Source organism: Sphingomonas sp. BL-S-25, from assembly GCF_055521555.1.
In genome coordinates this window covers 4,371,025-4,385,784 of the sequence record NZ_CM145486.1, presented here as the reverse complement: position 1 = coordinate 4,385,784, position 14,760 = coordinate 4,371,025, and the positions used below count along the sequence as shown (strand labels likewise).

Below are 14,760 nucleotides of genomic sequence, written 5' to 3'. Positions count from 1 at the left end.
GGCTACGCCAGTGTCGCAGCGCAGAACGATACGGGTCCCGGAAATGATCCGGATTGGTGCCATCGCCTCGATTGACACGCTTATCTGCCACGCGCAGTCTTCCGCCAACGAGGGGGCGTGGGGCATGCGTGGACTTGTTCTCGGAATCGTCGCGGCGAGCCTGCTGATGGGAGCGGCGCCCGCATGGGCGCAGGACGGCAGTGAAGAGATCGTTGTCACGGGCATCCGGCGGATCGACCGCGATGGCGAAGACGACGTTCGGGAAAAGCCTGTCCCGGTCCCGGCCGCGGTGCAGATGCTTCGGCGCACCGCCGACTTCGCCGTCCAGCAGGTCATCGTCATCTCCGACACGATCGATGACGAAGAAGCGCGCAAGGAAGTCTATGCGATGACGCGCGGGGCGATCGGCCTTGCCGCTAGCTCGGGCGTCCAGCTGGCCAGCGGAGAGGTGGTCGTCGAGGCGCTGACCCCGGCCAACTACACCAATCTCGATATCGGTGATGACGAAGATGATGAAGAGGACGGGCAGGCAGTCAAGTTCCTGGTGAAGGTACCGCTGGCGCCCGGCATCGACGCCCGCACCGCACTTTCCCGGATCGAAAAGTTCCTCAAGGCGGTACCAGCGGTGGGTCGGGCCCAGATCAAGCCCTATAGTGAGCTGACGTTGTCGGTCGTGAACCCGGAGCAATATCGGACCGCGATCATCGACCTGATCGCCAAGGATACTGCCGCCACCAGTGCGCGCTTCGGTCAGGGCTATGGGGTGGAGGTCAGCGGGCTGGACCGGCCGATCCAGTGGAAGCGGGCGAGCCTGACCGAGATCCATTTGTTCCTGCCGTCGAGCAGTATTGTCCGGCCGCGCAACTGACCGGGCTCAGGGGGTAAGACATGACCATGATGTTCCGCTTCATGATTGCCGCCGCCGCCATCGGCGTCGCGGCTCCTGCTGTCGCGCAGGAAGTGATCGTCACTGCCAACAGGCGCAGCGCGGATACCGGCTATGTCGGACTCATCATCCCCGCGCAGCGTCCGATCATCGTGCTGAAACGGCCTGCGGATTATGTTGTCCAGGAAGTCCGCATTGCCGGGGACACGCGCGATGCTGCTGCCCGGGCGGAGGAAATCAACGCCACATTACGCAATGCGATCGCCGCTGCTCCGAAGGGCGGGGTCGAGCTTGCGGTCGGCAACTATGTCGTCGAACCGCTGACCTCGGCCAATTATCGCAACCTGTCCTATGGCTCCGACGGGCGCCCGGACACGTCGCAGACCTCCATCCTCGTCAAGGTCCGGCTGGAACCGGGCATGGATATCGCCGCGGCGAAGGACCGCGCCGCGCGTTTCGCGAAATCGGTCAACACAGTCGGGCGTTCGACGATAAAATTGTGGGGCGAACCGACGCTCAGCATCGTGAACCCGGATCAGTATCGCAGCGCGATCATCGACCTGATCGCCGCGGATGCGGCGAGCCAGGCCGCGAAGTTCGGCCCGACCTATGGGGTCGATGTCACCGGCCTGGACCGCCCGGTCGAATGGTCGCGCGCCGGCCTGACCGAGGTCTATCTCTATCTGCCGTCGAGCTACACCGTCACGCGGAAGTAGCCGCTTCCCGCTCAGTCGCGAACGCGGATCAGACCTTCCTGTGCCACGCTGGCGATCAGCCGGCCGTCGCGGGTGAAGATGCGGCCGCGGTTGAAGCCGCGGGAATGGCCCGACCAGGGGCTGTCGGTGGTGTAGAGCAGCCATTCGTCGAAGCGCATCGGTTCGTGGAACCAGATGGCGTGGTCGAGGCTGGCGGTCTGGACATTGCCGGTCATCCAGCTGACCCCGTGCGGCAGCATGCAGGTGCCGAGCAGGGTCATGTCGCTGGCATAGGCGAGCATCGCGCGGTGCAGCGCGGGGTCGTCAGGCAGGGGCGCGACGACGCGGAACCAGCTGTGCTGGACCGGTTCGGTGGGATCGGGCCGGAACCAGTTGCGCGGCGCGACCGGGCGGATTTCGACCGGGCGGGAGCGCAGGAAGAAACGGCGATATTTCTCCGGCACCTGGTCGCGAATTTCCTCGCGCAGCTCGCGCTCGGAGCGCAGCATGTCGGGGTCGGGCACATCGGGCATCGGGTCCTGATGGTGCAGCCCCTCGGCCGGCAGCTGGAACGACGCCGCCATGTTCAAGATCGGCTGGCCCTTCTGCATCGCGATCACCCGGCGCGTCGCGAAGCTACGCCCCTCGAAATCGCGCACCACGCGGTAGATGATCGGGTGGTTCTCGTCGCCCGGCCGCATGAAATAGGCGTGAAGCGAGTGCGCCGCCTTGCCATCCTCGACCGACCGCTGCGCCGCCTGCAACGCCTGGCCGATCACCTGTCCGCCGAACACCCGGCCGACCCCGCCCGGCTGACGCGGGCCGCGATACAGGTCGGTATCGATCTGCTCGACGTCGAGTAGCGCGGTCAGCTGTTCGACCAGTTGCTGCGGGGTCAGGGGCGTGTCGTCTGCCATCAGTATCCGGCTGCCAGCGCGATCTGGTTCGCGTGATAATTGGTGTCGCCGAACATCTCGGCCAGGACGCGGGCGCGCTTCATGTAGAAGCCGATATCATATTCGTCGGTCATGCCGATGCCGCCATGCATCTGCACCCCTTCCTGCACCGCCAGTGTGGTGGCAAGTCCCGTCATCGCCTTCGCCACCGCGACAGCCTCGGTCGCATCGAGCCCGGCATCGAGCTGCTGCTGTGCCTTCAGCACCGCGGCGCGGGCGACTTCCATCTCGCTGTAGAGATGCGCGGCGCGATGCTGCAGCGCCTGGAAGCTGCCGATCGCGACACCGAACTGCTTGCGCTGCTTGAGATAGCCATAGGTCAGGTCGGCGGCACCGGCGCCGACGCCGACCATCTCGGCCGATGCGCCGGTGCGCCCGGCGGCGAGCAGGCGGTTCAGCACGGTGCGCCCCTGATCGACTTCGCCGATCACCGCATCGGCGTCGACCTCGACATCGGCAAGCGTGATCCGCGCGGCGATGCTGGCATCGGCCAGCCGCTCGGGCGTGATGTCCAGACCGGCGGTCTTGGGATCGACCGCGAAGATGGTGACACCGTCAACATCGTCCGCAGTGCCGGCGGTGCGTGCCGAGACCAGCAGCAGATCGGCGACGTGACCATGGGTGACGAACTGCTTCACCCCCGACAGGCGGAAGCCATTGCCGGCGCGCTCGGCCTTCGCCGCCACCGCATCGCCGAACTTGCGCCCTTCGTCGAGCGCGAGTGCGGCGACCATCTCGCCCGCGACGATCCCGGGATACCAGCGCTCGCGCGCGGCACTTCCCTTCAGCGCCTCGACCGCCGCAACCGCGGTCGAGAGGAACGGGGAGGGGGACAGGTTGCGCCCGATCTCCTCCAGCACCAGACCGGCCTCGACATGGCCGAGGCCGAGGCCGCCATCGGTTTCGGGAACGAGGATGCCGGTGAAGCCGAGCTCGGCAAACTGCTTCCACAGGTCGCGCGAAAAGCCGGTCGGATCGTTGGCGTCGCGCAGCGCGCGCATGTGACCCACCGGGGCATGTTCCGCCACGAAATCGCGCGCGGTGTCGCGAAGCAGCGTCTGATCGTCGTCGAGATAGAGGGGCATGTCGGGGACTTTCGTGTCAGGCGCCGGGCAGGTCGAGGATGCGCTTGGCGATGATGTTGAGCTGGATCTCGCTGGTCCCGCCCTCGATCGAATTCGCCTTGGTGCGCAGCCAGGCACGGGCGGCGCTGCCATGGTTCGATGCGTCGCTTTCCCATTCCAGCGCGTCGCTGCCGCCCGCTGCCATCAGCAGCTCGTGGCGGGTCTTGTTCAGCTCGGTGCCGTAATATTTCATCATCGATGGCTGGGCAGGGTGCGCCTTGCCCGCCTTGAGTTCGTCGATGAACTTTTCCGACATGGCGGCGAAGGCCTTGGCCCGGACCTGGAACAGCGCGATCTGCGCGCGCAGGATCGGGTCGGTGCCGTTGCCCGCCGCCTCGACCAGCGCATCCTTGCCGCCGCCCGCCAGGCCGAAGCCCGAGATCATCTCGCGCTCATGGCCCAGCAGATATTTGGCGACGTCCCAGCCCTTGTTGAGCTCGTGGACCAGATTTTCCTTCGGCACCTTCACATTGTCGAAAAAGGTCTCGCAGAAGGGGGAATAGCCCGAGATCAGCAGGATCGGCCTGGTCGACACGCCTTCGCTGGCCATGTCGAACAGCAGGAAGCTGATGCCGCCCTGCTTCACGCTCTTGTCGGTGCGGACGAGGCAGAAGATCCAGTCGGCCTCGTCGGCATAGCTGGTCCACACCTTCTGGCCGTTGACCAGGAAATGGTCGCCCTTGTCCTCGGCCGAGGTCTGGAGCCCGGCAAGGTCCGATCCGGCATTGGGTTCGGAATAGCCCTGGCACCAGCGGATCTCGCCGCGGGCGATCTTGGGCAGATGCTCCAGCTTCTGCGCCTCGGTGCCATATTTGAGCAGCGCCGGCCCGAGCATCGAGATGCCGAAGCTGTTGAGCGGGTTGCGGCATTTCAGCCGCGCCATCTCCTCGCGCAGGATCTTGGTCTCGGCCGCGCTCAGCCCGCCGCCGCCATAGGCGCTGGGCCAGTCGGGCACGGTCCAGCCGCGCGCGCCCATCCGGTCGAGCCAGACCTTCTGGTCGGGATGGGCATAGACCGGGTTGCGCCCGCCCCAGGTGGTTTCCTTCTCGCTGCGCGGCGGGGTGCGCATCGTTGGCGGACAGTTCGCCTCCAGCCAGGCCCGCGTCTCGGCGCGGAAGGCCTCGAGATCCTCGCTCATCATCCTCTCCCGCATCGTCGCCGCCGCCGGCGGGTGCCGACGGCGACGCGATGCCTGTTCGTTACTTGTTGAAGCGCTCGCCCTTTTCGGCCTTTTCGCGCAGCAGCGGGGCGACGTCGAAGCCGTGCTTCTCCAGCCCCGCGACGATCTTCTTCAGCCCTTCGGTGTCGGCCCAGAACATCGGGCCGCCGCGATAGACCGGCCAGCCATAGCCATAGATCCACACCACATCGATGTCGCTGGCGCGCTGCGCCATGCCCTCGGCCAGGATCAGCGCGCCTTCGTTGACCATGGTATAGAGCGTGCGCTCGACGATCTCCTCGTCGGTCACCTCATGCTGGGCAGCACCGCTCTTGGCGCGGAATTCCTCGATGATCTCGGCGACGCGGGGCGAGGGGCTGGGGTTGCGCTTCTCGTCATAATCATACCAGCCCTTGCCCTTCTTCTGGCCCCAGCGGTCCTCGGCGGCCAGCGCATCGCGGATATTCTCGATCCTGGTCGGGTCGCGGTGCCATCCGATGTCGACGCCGGCGAGGTCGCTCATCTGGAACGGGCCCATCGGCATGCCGAAGGCGACATGGACGCGGTCGATCTGCTCGGGCGTGGCGCCTTCCATCAGCAGCTTCATCGCCTCGACCTGGCGCGGCATCAGCATGCGATTGCCGATAAAGCCATAGCAGACGCCCGCGACGACGGCGACTTTCCTGATCTTCTTGGCCAGCGCCATTGCGGTCGCCAGCACGTCGTCAGCGGTCTTCGCGCCGCGCACGATCTCGAGCAGCTTCATGACATTGGCCGGCGAGAAGAAGTGCAGCCCGAGCACGTCCTGCGGCCGCGAGGTGCTGGCGGCGATCTCGTCGACATTGAGATAGCTGGTGTTCGACGCCAGGATCGCGCCCGGCTTGGCGATCTTGTCGAGCCGGCCGAACACCTCCTTCTTGACGTCCATGCTCTCATAGACCGCCTCGATGATCAGGTCGCATTCGGACAGATCGTCGAAGTTCAGCGTCGGCTTCAGCAGACCCATCGCGCCTTCGACCTGCTCCGCGGTCATCCGGCCCTTGGCGGCGGTCGCTTCGTAATTCTTGCGCATCACGCCGGTGCCGCGGTCGAGCGCCTCCTGCGCCATCTCGACGATGGTCACGGGGATGCCGGCCGACAGGAAGTTCATGCTGATGCCGCCGCCCATCGTGCCGGCGCCGATCACGCCGACCCGCTTGATGTCGCGCAGCTTGATGTCATCGGCAATGCCGTCGATCTTGGCGGCCTTGCGCTCGGCGAAGAAGATGTGGCGCAGCGCGGCCGACTGAGTGCCCATGATCAGCTTCATAAAGCCCTGGCGCTCGAGCTGGACGCCCTCGGCAAAGTCCATGCCGGTGGTCTTCTCGATCAGCGCGATGATGTCGGCCGGCGCCTCATAGCCGCGGAAGCGCTTGGCGTTGGTCTTGCGGAACGTCTCGAACAGCTCGGGCGAGGCGCTTGCCTGCTTCTGGCTGGCGCGCGGCAGCGGTCCGCCGGCCGCTGCCATCTCACGCGCAAACGCGACCGCATCCGCCAGCAGGCTGTCCTCGCCCGCCAGGCGATCGACCAGCCCGGCATCCTCGGCCTTGGACGCGGGGATCGGGTCGCCTTTCGCCGCCATCTCGAGCGCCAGCTCGACGCCGGCGACGCGCGGCAGGCGCTGGGTGCCGCCGGCGCCCGGCAACAGGCCCAGCTTCACTTCGGGCAGGCCGAACTTCGCGCTCGGCACAGCGATGCGGTAGTGACAGCCCAGCGCGACTTCGCACCCGCCGCCCAATGCGGTGCCGTGGACCGCGGCCACGACCGGCTTGTCCAGCGCCTCGATCGCATCGACCAGCACCGGCAGCGACGGCTCCTGCATCGGCTTGCCGAATTCGGTGATGTCGGCGCCTGCGAAGAAGGTCTTGCCGGCACAGGTGATGACGACTGCCTTGATGCTGTCGTCGCTCTTCGCTTCCTCGATGCCCGCCTGGAGGCCCTGGCGCACGGCGGCGCCCAGCGCATTGACCGGCGGGTTGTCCGAAGTGATGATCAGGACGTCGCCCTGGCGGCTGGTGGTGATGGGGGAGGTCATGTTTCTCTCCGTTTCTGGATCAGGTCCGACAGGCGCCGGGAAAAGGGGTGAGGGGGCGCCGGCTCAGGTCAGCGCGGCATAGATCTGCGTCTTCAGCTCGCGGCGGATCGGGTACAAGCTCGACGGCGAAAACTGGGTCATGAACACCATGGTGATATGCTCGACCGGGTCGACGAAGAAGGCGGTCGAGAACATGCCGCCCCAATAATATTCGCCGACCGATCCTGGCACCAATGTGCGCGCCGGATCGGTGGTGACGGCGAAACCCAGCCCGAAGCCGACGCCGGCATTGGTCGCCTCGCTGAACAGCGACCGCGACATGCTCGCCAGGTCCGATCCGCCGGGCAGGTGGTTCATCGTCATCAGATCGATCGTCTTGCGGCCGATGATCCGCACCCCGTCGAGCTGGCCCTTGTTCAGCAGCATCGTGTTGAACCGGTGATAGTCGAGCGCGGTCGAGACCAGCCCGCCGCCGCCCGACAATAGTCGCGGCGGGGTCGCCCAATAGCTTTCGGCGCCGCGATCATAGATCACCCGCTCGCGGTTCGGCCCCAGCGTCCAGCAATCGGCCAGCCGGTCCAGCTTGTCCGCGGGCACCTGGAAGAAGCTGTCATGCATGCCCAGCGGCTGGAAGATCCGCTCGGCAAAGAAGCGGTCTAGCGGCATGCCCGACAGGCGCTGGACGATCAGGCCCAGCACATCGGTCGACACCGAATAATTCCACGCCTCGCCCGGCGAGAATTCGAGCGGCAGCTTGCCCAGCGCCGCGGCGAACTCGTCGAGCGTGAGATTGCCCCACCAATTCTCGATCCGGCCCTCGCGGTGCGCCGCGTCGATATTGCTGCGGTTCTGGAAGCCATAGGTGAGGCCAGAGGTATGGCGCAGCAGGTCGACCATCCGCATTGGTGTGAGCGCCGGCCTGGTCACGAACGGCACGCCCGCGCCGCCGCCGTCATAGACCGCCACGTCCTTCAACTCGGGGATCACATGATGCACCGGCGTGTCGAGCGCGACCTTGCATTCCTCGACCAGCATCATGAACGCAACGCTGGTGATCGGCTTGGTCATCGACGCGATGCGGAACAGCGTGGCCTCGTCGACCGTCTTGCCTCCGTCACGCGCCGCGCCCTGATGGCTGAAATGGACGATCTCGCCATCGCGCGCGATCAGCAGCTGGGCATGCGGCAGCTTGCCCGAATCGAGATAGCGGTCCTTCACGAACGCATCGATCCGCGCGAGCCGGCTGGGGTCGAAGCCATGCGATTCCGGCCGTGCGATCTTCATGCGTACTCCATACCCTTGTTTCGAATCTTGTCTCAAGCGTTTCCGCTCGTTGCGCATCCCCTATTGCCTTGAGTGCCGCTTGAATCAACACTAGGTCAATCAGGAATCACAGATCGCGGGACAAACCCGACATTCAACAATTGGAGAGATGCCGTCGTGTCGACCGATCCGATCGTGCCGCTGGACCCGAACTGGCCCAAGGCTTCCCTAGCGGAAATCCGCGCGCTGCTGACCGCTCCCGGCGCGAAGTTCGAACTCGACACGGTCGATATCGGCGGCGTGCCTACCAAGGTGTGGAAGAACGCGCCGCCGACGCTGCGCATCCTGACCCAGCTGGTACGCGCCTATGGTGCGCGAGAGTTCACCATCTATGACGACGAGCGCGTCACCTATGAGGCCAATTACCGCGCGGTGAGCCATCTGGCGCACAAGCTGCGCGAGATGGGGGTCGAGAAGGGCGACCGCGTGGCGCTGGCAATGCGCAACCTGCCCGAATGGCCGGTCATCTATTTCGCGTGCGTCAGCATCGGCGCGATCATCGTGCCCCTCAATGCCTGGTGGACCGGCGGCGAGCTCGAATATGCGCTCAACGATTCGGGTTCGAAGCTGCTGTTCGTCGATGGCGAACGGCATGAGCGGCTGAAGAGCTGCTACGACAAGATCCCGGCGCTGGAGCGGGCGATCGTCAGCCGGGCGCGCGGCGAGCTGGACGGCGCGACGCCGCTCGACGACCTGATCGGCACGCCCGGTTCCTGGGCGGCACTCGACGATATCGGCCTGCCCGAGGCGGATGTCCTGCCCGACGACGACGCGACCATCTTCTATACCAGCGGCACCACCGGCAGCCCCAAGGGCGCGCTCGGCACGCACCGCAACTTCGTCACCAACATCATGTCGAGCGGCTATACCGCCGCGCGCGCGATGCTGCGCCGGGGCGAGATCCCGCCCGAGGCGCCCGAGCACAAGACGATGCTGCTGGTCATCCCGCTGTTCCACGTTACCGCGTGCAGCGCGGCGATGATGACGCTGGTCGCGGCGGGCGGCACGATGATCTTCATGCGCCGCTGGGACCCGGAACAGGCGATGGAGATCATCCAGCGCGAGAAGGTCAATGCGACCGGCGGCGTGCCGACGATCGCCTGGCAGCTGATCGAGCATCCCAACCGCGCCAGTTATGACCTCTCCAGCCTGGAGAATATCTCCTATGGCGGCGCGCCGTCCGCGCCCGAGCTGGTCAAGCGCATCTATGAGGAGTTCGGCGCGCTGCCCGGCAATGGCTGGGGCATGACCGAGACGACCGCGACCGTCACCCAGCATACCGGCGAGGATTATCTGGCGCGGCCGAGCAGCGCCGGCATTCCGGTTGCCGCCGCGGACATCAAGGTCATGGACCTGGACGGCCGCGAGGAGCTGCCGATCGGCGAGGTGGGCGAGCTGTGGGCGCGCGGGCCGATGATCGTGAAGGGCTATTGGAACAAGCCCGAGGCGACCGCCGAGACCTTCGTCGACGGCTGGGTCCGCACCGGAGACCTCGCACGGATCGACGAGGAGGGGTTCCTGTACATCGTCGATCGGGCCAAGGACATCATCATCCGCGGCGGCGAGAACATCTATTCGTCCGAGGTCGAGGACGTGCTCTACGCCTTTCCCGGCGTCATGGACTGCGCGCTGGTCGGCGTGCCCCACAAGACGCTGGGCGAGGAGCCGGCCGCGGTCGTCCATCTGGCGCCCGGTGCCAGCGCCAGCGAACCCGAGCTACAGGACTGGGTCCGCCAGCGCCTGGCGGGCTTCAAGGTGCCGGTGAAGGTCCTGTTCGCGCCCGAGACTTTGCCGCGTAACGCCAATGGCAAGATCCTCAAAAAGGATCTGAAGGCGCTGTTCGTTTCCGACGCGGTCGCCTGACCGGAGTTACGTTGCGGTCTCCGGCTCGGATCCGGGCTTGCGGATCGATTGGACCATCCGCTCGAAACAGGCCTGGACCTGAGCCGGATCATGGTCGCGTTCCAGCCGGCGCAGGCGGAAGCGGACATGCGCCATCTTCTGGTAATAGCGGGTGAAGATCGGGTTGATCGCCGCGCCCGCCACTGCGCCCAGCAGCGGTGCGGCCTGGGCCACCGCCTTTTGCGACACGACCACGCCGAAGCGCGGCGCCACGCTGAGGATGATGTCGCCGATCGCCTTGCCCGTCAGCGCGGTGCGTGCGGCATAGAGGCTCATCTCCCGATCGTCATCGGCCGGCGACGGCCCGCCCATCGCGAAGACCGCGATACAGTCTGCGCGCACATCGGGCGCATCCAGATCCTCGCCATAGTCCAGCGCGATCTGCTGGATCGATCGCAGGATCAGCGTCGTCGTTGCGGGCAGATCGACCAGCACGGTCGTCATAGCGCCGCCGGCGCCGCCCACGGCACCGCTGAGCGCGGTGGCTGCCCTATGAAAGTGCTCGCCAGTGGTGTTCGACAATAGCCGGCCGACCCGGCCGCGATGGCGCTGGGGCTGGGTGGTGCCCGCCGCCGCCCAGGCCGCCTTCAGCGCCGTCGCCGACGCCTTCTGCACCATGTCCTGCCAGCCTTCGGGCAGGCGCGACAGCACGCTGCCCGTCACCTTTCCCGCGCGATTGGCGAGCTTCATGAACAGCGTGTCGGCGGCGATATGCGCACGGGCGATCGATTCGAGCTGATCCAGCTCGGCCGCGCTGAAGCCGCCGCACGAATTGCTCGCTCTCGCCTGCTCGATCATTGCCCGACTGCCCCTTCGCGATTCGCACCCTGTCGCCCGACCAGACGCATGGCGAACGAATCGGCTCCGCCTATCGCCTGCGGCCCGGCCAGCTGCGCTCGATCGCCACGACGATCAGCGCGCCGGCGGCATAGGCGAGCAGGTCATGGAGGTCGAAGCCGGTACCGAAGACGATCCGCGCGACCCGGTTGTGGCCCAGGCCGATCCGGTCGACGACGCCGAAGAGCTGGCCGAACTCGACCAGGAAGGCGATCGCCAGCGCGCAGATCGCCGCGGCGGTCACCCGCAGCCGCGTCAGCGTGCGCAGGCCGAGATAGACCAGGATGACCGCAAGCACGTCACCCAGATAGGGCCGCACGAACCGGTCGCGGACATAGAGCGCGATGACGACCTCGATCGCGAAGACGGCAAGGGCGAGGACGGCATAGCCGCGATGAAACTGCATCGATCGGCTCAGGGCAGGGTGCGTTCGATTGCGGATTTCCATCCGCTCAGTCGCGCGTCGCGCACCGCTCGGTCGACCCGCGGCTCGAAAGTCCGAATTGCCCCTCGCATCGTCGCCGCTTCCTCCAATCCCGCAAACCAGCCGCAACCGACGCCGGCGAGCATCGCCGCGCCCAGCGCCGTCGTCTCGGCGAAGTCGGGCCGTTCGACCGGCAGGTCAAGCATGTCGGCCAGATCCTGCGCGATCCAGTCGTTGGTCACCATGCCGCCATCGACGCGCAACATCGCCCAGTCCGCGCCGTCGGCGGCAAAGGCCTGTTTCAGGTCATGGCTCTGATGCGCCATCGCCTCCAGCGCGGCGCGGACGATATGCGCGCGGCCGGTCGAGAAGCTGAGCCCGGTAATCGCCGCGCGTGCCTCGGGCTGCCACCAGGGCGCGCCGAGTCCGGACAGGGCAGGGACGAGATAGACACCGCCATTGTCCTGGACGGATCGCGCGATCGCCTCGGTCTCCTGCGCGGTCTCGACCAGCTTCACCGAATCGCGCAGCCACTGGATCAGGCTGCCGGCGACGAACACCGACCCCTCCAGCGCATAGGTCCGCCGCCCGCCCAGCTGCCACAGGCAGGTGGCGAGCAACCGGTGCTTCGACGTCGGCTGGGTCGTGCCCGCATTGGTCAGGATGAACGCGCCGGTGCCATAGGTCGATTTGGTCTCGCCCTTCTTCAGACAGGCCTGGCCGATCGTCGCCGCCTGCTGGTCGCCGGCCAGGCCGCAGATCGGGATCTCGCCGCCGAACAAGGTCGTCGTCCCGAACGTACCGGCGCAATCGACGATCTCGGGCAGCGCGTCGCGCGGGGCGCCGAACATGTCGACCAGCCCGTCGCTCCAACCGCCGCTGCCCAGGCCCATCAACAGGGTGCGCGAGGCGTTGGTCGCATCGGTCACGTGGAGACCGCCGGTCAGCTTCCACACCAGCCAGCTTTCGACCGTTCCCAGCGCCAACCGGTCGCCCGCCTCGCGCAGCTGTGGCCAGTTCGCCATCGCCCAGGCAATCTTGGTCCCGCTGAAATAGGGATCGAGCAGCAAGCCGGTGCGCGCCTGGACGCCGGGTTCCTCACCCGCTTCCTTCAACTCGCGGCAGAGCGCCGCGCTGCGCCGGTCCTGCCAGACGATCGCCGGGGCCAGCGGCTCGCCGCTGACCTTGTCCCAGAAGACCAGCGTTTCGCGCTGATTCGTGATCCCGATCGCCGCGATTCGATCGGGGCCGCCGGCCTGCTCGACCATCCTGCGCGCGCAGCCGAGCGTCTTTTCCCAGATTTCGGCGGCGTCATGCTCGACCAGGCCGGGCCCCGGATAATGCTGTTCCAGCTCGGCGGAATGCGATCCGAGGACGGTTCCATCCGGTGCGAACAGCATCGCGCGGGTCGATGTCGTCCCCTCGTCGATGACCAGCAATATCTCTCCCATCCTGCGACGCTAGCGCAAGGGCAGGGCAGGCGGAAGTCATGTGGCGGGCGACATGATTGCTCGCTTGTTGCTGGCGACCGGCGCGATGTACATTGCGGCATGAGGTTGAGATCATGAACGATGCGGCAGATCAGGGTGTCGGACTGTCCCACGGTGCGGCGGCATCGACGGTGCCTGCGCCGGAGCCGGTACCGCCCAGTCCGCTGTTGCCCGAACCGACCGGCAGCGACGCGCAGCGCGACCGGCTGATCGCGTCGCTGACGCTGATCGCCGGCATCGGGCTGGTGCTGGCGCTTCCCTTCGCGCTGAAGGCGGGCAGCGAGTTCTTCCTCCCGCTGACCGCGGCGATCGTCATCGCGATCGCGCTGGTGCCGCTGCTGGAATGGCTGGAGCGACACCGCATGCCGTCGGCGCTGGCGGCGTTCACCTGCGTGTTGCTGTTCCTGCTGGCGGCGAATGTCGCGCTGGCGTCGATCGTGATGCCGGCGATCCAGTGGATTCGCGACCTGCCGGCGCGCATTCCCCAGATCCAGAAGAATCTCGCGCCGCTGATCGAGCTCTATGCGAATCTCGACCAGTTCGTGAATCGCACGCTCACCAATTTTGCGGCCGAGCCGATGAAGCAGCCTGCGGTGATGGCGGCGACGCCACCGCGCTCGCTGCTCGACCTGTTCGCCACCTCGGCGCCCTCGGCGATCATCGAGAGCTTCTTCGCGATTCTCGTCATCTATTTCTTCCTCTCGGGCTGGACCCGGCTGCGGCGCGGGGCGATCACCAGCCGCGCCAGCTTTGGCGGCGCGATGGCGACGGCGCGGGTGATCCAGGACGTGGTCGATGACACCTCGGCCTATCTGGGCACGATCACGCTGATCAACCTGACTTTGGGCCTGATCGTTGCCGGAGCGCTGTGGGCGGTTGGCATGCCCAGCCCGCTGATGTGGGGCGGCATGGTCGCGCTGCTCAACTATATTCCCTATTTCGGGCCGATCCTGGCGGCGTTCCTGATGGCGCTGGGCGGGCTGATGACCTTTCCCGACATCTGGTGGGCGCTGGCGCCGGCGGCGATCATGATCGGCGCGCACCTGATCGAGGCGAATGTCGTGACCCCGCTGATCGTGGGCCACCGCCTGACGATCAGCCCGATCCTGATTCTCATCTCGCTGAGCTTCTGGGGCTGGGTGTGGGGTACGCCGGGCGCGCTGATGGCGGTTCCGATTCTCATCATCGTGCAGACGGTGATGAACGCTGCGGGCAAGCCGGACATCGCCGGATTCCTGTTCGAGCATGGAACTTTGGTGGGGGATCGGGCCGCAAGCAGATTTCGTCGCACAAATCGCGATCAATCCGGTTGACACCCATTTGAGGGCCGGGTAGTGGCCGCCTCCTCGCTGGTTCAAGCGGGTGTAGCTCAGTTGGTTAGAGCGCCGGCCTGTCACGCCGGAGGTCGCGGGTTCGAGCCCCGTCACTCGCGCCATCGCCTTGAAAGGCTTAGTCTTTTCCAAGTGCGATGGCGTCGGCCCCAAAGCGGCCGCCGCCGATTGTAGCGAAGATCAGACCGAACAGGATCAGGCAGGTCGATGGCAATGCGCCGCGCACGCCCAGGTTCGAATCCACCATCGCAACCGCCACCGCGAAATTGATCGCGCAGACCAGTCCGGCCCAGCGAATCGCGAAGCCGGTCACGAATCCGACCCCGCAGAAAAATTGGGCCCAGACCGATAGTCGCGCGGCGATTTCGGGACTCGGAAAATGATGGCGCCGCACGAAGTCGACGAATTCGGCCATGCGCGCCGCGCTGACGATATTGTCCCACACGCCCCAGATCAGGAAGCCGCCGATCACCAGCCGGGTGACAAGAAGGACGATGTCGCCGCGCGTTGCCCAGCGCGGTTGCGCCACCAGCGTCCTCCACTCGGCCATCGATCTCTC

13 protein-coding genes and 1 tRNA gene are annotated in these 14,760 nt (G+C 66.3%); 5 read left to right on the top strand and 9 right to left on the bottom strand.

All coding sequences use genetic code 11. From position 1 onward, the window contains the following. Positions 1-10: 10 nt before the first annotated feature. On the top strand, positions 11-868 hold the full coding sequence (locus tag ACZ1H8_RS21180; RefSeq protein ID WP_465179208.1) for a TonB-dependent receptor: 858 nt from the start codon (positions 11-13) through the stop codon (positions 866-868). A gap of 20 nt (positions 869-888) precedes the next feature. Next, a complete protein-coding gene (locus ACZ1H8_RS21175; protein ID WP_465179207.1) occupies positions 889-1,602 on the top strand; it encodes a TonB-dependent receptor in 714 nt (237 codons plus the stop codon). A gap of 11 nt (positions 1,603-1,613) precedes the next feature. On the opposite strand, the gene ACZ1H8_RS21170 is transcribed toward ACZ1H8_RS21175, so the two are convergent. The 5 genes from ACZ1H8_RS21170 to ACZ1H8_RS21150 form a co-directional block, all read right to left on the bottom strand. Further along, entirely contained in the window at positions 1,614-2,498 is an 885-nt protein-coding gene (locus ACZ1H8_RS21170) for an acyl-CoA thioesterase (RefSeq protein ID WP_465179206.1), read from the bottom strand. Beyond that, complete coding sequence (locus ACZ1H8_RS21165; RefSeq protein WP_465179204.1) at positions 2,498-3,622, bottom strand: acyl-CoA dehydrogenase family protein; 1,125 nt, start codon at positions 3,620-3,622, stop codon at positions 2,498-2,500. The genes ACZ1H8_RS21170 and ACZ1H8_RS21165 overlap by 1 nt, the downstream gene beginning before the upstream one ends. Positions 3,623-3,638: 16 nt before the next feature. After that, a complete protein-coding gene (locus ACZ1H8_RS21160; protein WP_465181445.1) occupies positions 3,639-4,799 on the bottom strand; it encodes an acyl-CoA dehydrogenase family protein in 1,161 nt (386 codons plus the stop codon). Between the two features lie 61 nt (positions 4,800-4,860). Next, positions 4,861-6,894, bottom strand: a complete 2,034-nt coding sequence (locus tag ACZ1H8_RS21155; protein ID WP_465179203.1) for a 3-hydroxyacyl-CoA dehydrogenase NAD-binding domain-containing protein — start codon at positions 6,892-6,894, stop codon at positions 4,861-4,863. A 63-nt stretch (positions 6,895-6,957) separates the two neighbouring features. After that, positions 6,958-8,178, bottom strand: a complete 1,221-nt coding sequence (locus ACZ1H8_RS21150; RefSeq protein WP_465179202.1) for a serine hydrolase domain-containing protein — start codon at positions 8,176-8,178, stop codon at positions 6,958-6,960. Positions 8,179-8,334: 156 nt separating this feature from the next. On the opposite strand from ACZ1H8_RS21150, the gene ACZ1H8_RS21145 reads away from it, so the two are divergent. Beyond that, a complete protein-coding gene (locus ACZ1H8_RS21145) occupies positions 8,335-10,080 on the top strand; it encodes a class I adenylate-forming enzyme family protein (RefSeq protein WP_465179201.1) in 1,746 nt (581 codons plus the stop codon). A 6-nt stretch (positions 10,081-10,086) separates the two neighbouring features. Here ACZ1H8_RS21145 and ACZ1H8_RS21140 read toward each other — a convergent pair whose 3' ends face one another. The 3 genes from ACZ1H8_RS21140 to glpK all read right to left on the bottom strand — a co-directional run bounded on the left by ACZ1H8_RS21140 (position 10,087) and on the right by glpK (position 12,831). After that, positions 10,087-10,917 carry an EcsC family protein gene (locus tag ACZ1H8_RS21140; RefSeq protein WP_465179200.1) on the bottom strand — a complete coding sequence of 277 codons (831 nt, stop codon included), beginning with the start codon at positions 10,915-10,917 and terminating at the stop codon, positions 10,087-10,089. Positions 10,918-10,987: 70 nt separating this feature from the next. Then, positions 10,988-11,362: a ribosomal maturation YjgA family protein gene (locus ACZ1H8_RS21135; RefSeq protein WP_465179199.1), complete on the bottom strand. Its 375-nt coding sequence runs from the start codon at positions 11,360-11,362 to the stop codon at positions 10,988-10,990. 8 nt (positions 11,363-11,370) lie between these two features. Continuing rightward, positions 11,371-12,831, bottom strand: a complete 1,461-nt coding sequence (glpK, locus tag ACZ1H8_RS21130; RefSeq protein WP_465179198.1) for a glycerol kinase GlpK — start codon at positions 12,829-12,831, stop codon at positions 11,371-11,373. A gap of 113 nt (positions 12,832-12,944) precedes the next feature. Here glpK and ACZ1H8_RS21125 point away from each other — a divergent pair, with 113 nt between their 5' ends. Both ACZ1H8_RS21125 and ACZ1H8_RS21120 read left to right on the top strand, forming a co-directional pair. Then, a complete protein-coding gene (locus tag ACZ1H8_RS21125) occupies positions 12,945-14,183 on the top strand; it encodes an AI-2E family transporter (protein ID WP_465179197.1) in 1,239 nt (412 codons plus the stop codon). A gap of 45 nt (positions 14,184-14,228) precedes the next feature. Further along, positions 14,229-14,305: transfer RNA gene (locus ACZ1H8_RS21120), tRNA-Asp, on the top strand. A 14-nt stretch (positions 14,306-14,319) separates the two neighbouring features. Here the strand turns inward: ACZ1H8_RS21120 and ACZ1H8_RS21115 are convergent. Continuing rightward, complete coding sequence (locus ACZ1H8_RS21115) at positions 14,320-14,751, bottom strand: DoxX family protein (protein WP_465179196.1); 432 nt, start codon at positions 14,749-14,751, stop codon at positions 14,320-14,322. Between the last annotated feature and the right edge of the window lie 9 nt (positions 14,752-14,760).

What these genes read in the sequence shown, in the direction of transcription:
- ACZ1H8_RS21175 (WP_465179207.1), top strand. Translation starts at nt 889, where the DNA reads ATGACCATGATGTTCCGCTTCATGATTGCCGCCGCCGCCATCGGCGTC.
- ACZ1H8_RS21170 (WP_465179206.1), bottom strand. Translation starts at nt 2,498, where the DNA reads ATGGCAGACGACACGCCCCTGACCCCGCAGCAACTGGTCGAACAGCTG.
- ACZ1H8_RS21165 (WP_465179204.1), bottom strand. Translation starts at nt 3,622, where the DNA reads ATGCCCCTCTATCTCGACGACGATCAGACGCTGCTTCGCGACACCGCG.
- ACZ1H8_RS21160 (WP_465181445.1), bottom strand. Translation starts at nt 4,799, where the DNA reads ATGAGCGAGGATCTCGAGGCCTTCCGCGCCGAGACGCGGGCCTGGCTG.
- ACZ1H8_RS21155 (WP_465179203.1), bottom strand. Translation starts at nt 6,894, where the DNA reads ATGACCTCCCCCATCACCACCAGCCGCCAGGGCGACGTCCTGATCATC.
- ACZ1H8_RS21150 (WP_465179202.1), bottom strand. Translation starts at nt 8,178, where the DNA reads ATGAAGATCGCACGGCCGGAATCGCATGGCTTCGACCCCAGCCGGCTC.
- ACZ1H8_RS21140 (WP_465179200.1), bottom strand. Translation starts at nt 10,917, where the DNA reads ATGATCGAGCAGGCGAGAGCGAGCAATTCGTGCGGCGGCTTCAGCGCG.
- ACZ1H8_RS21135 (WP_465179199.1), bottom strand. Translation starts at nt 11,362, where the DNA reads ATGCAGTTTCATCGCGGCTATGCCGTCCTCGCCCTTGCCGTCTTCGCG.
- glpK (WP_465179198.1), bottom strand. Translation starts at nt 12,831, where the DNA reads ATGGGAGAGATATTGCTGGTCATCGACGAGGGGACGACATCGACCCGC.
- ACZ1H8_RS21125 (WP_465179197.1), top strand. Translation starts at nt 12,945, where the DNA reads ATGAACGATGCGGCAGATCAGGGTGTCGGACTGTCCCACGGTGCGGCG.
- ACZ1H8_RS21115 (WP_465179196.1), bottom strand. Translation starts at nt 14,751, where the DNA reads ATGGCCGAGTGGAGGACGCTGGTGGCGCAACCGCGCTGGGCAACGCGC.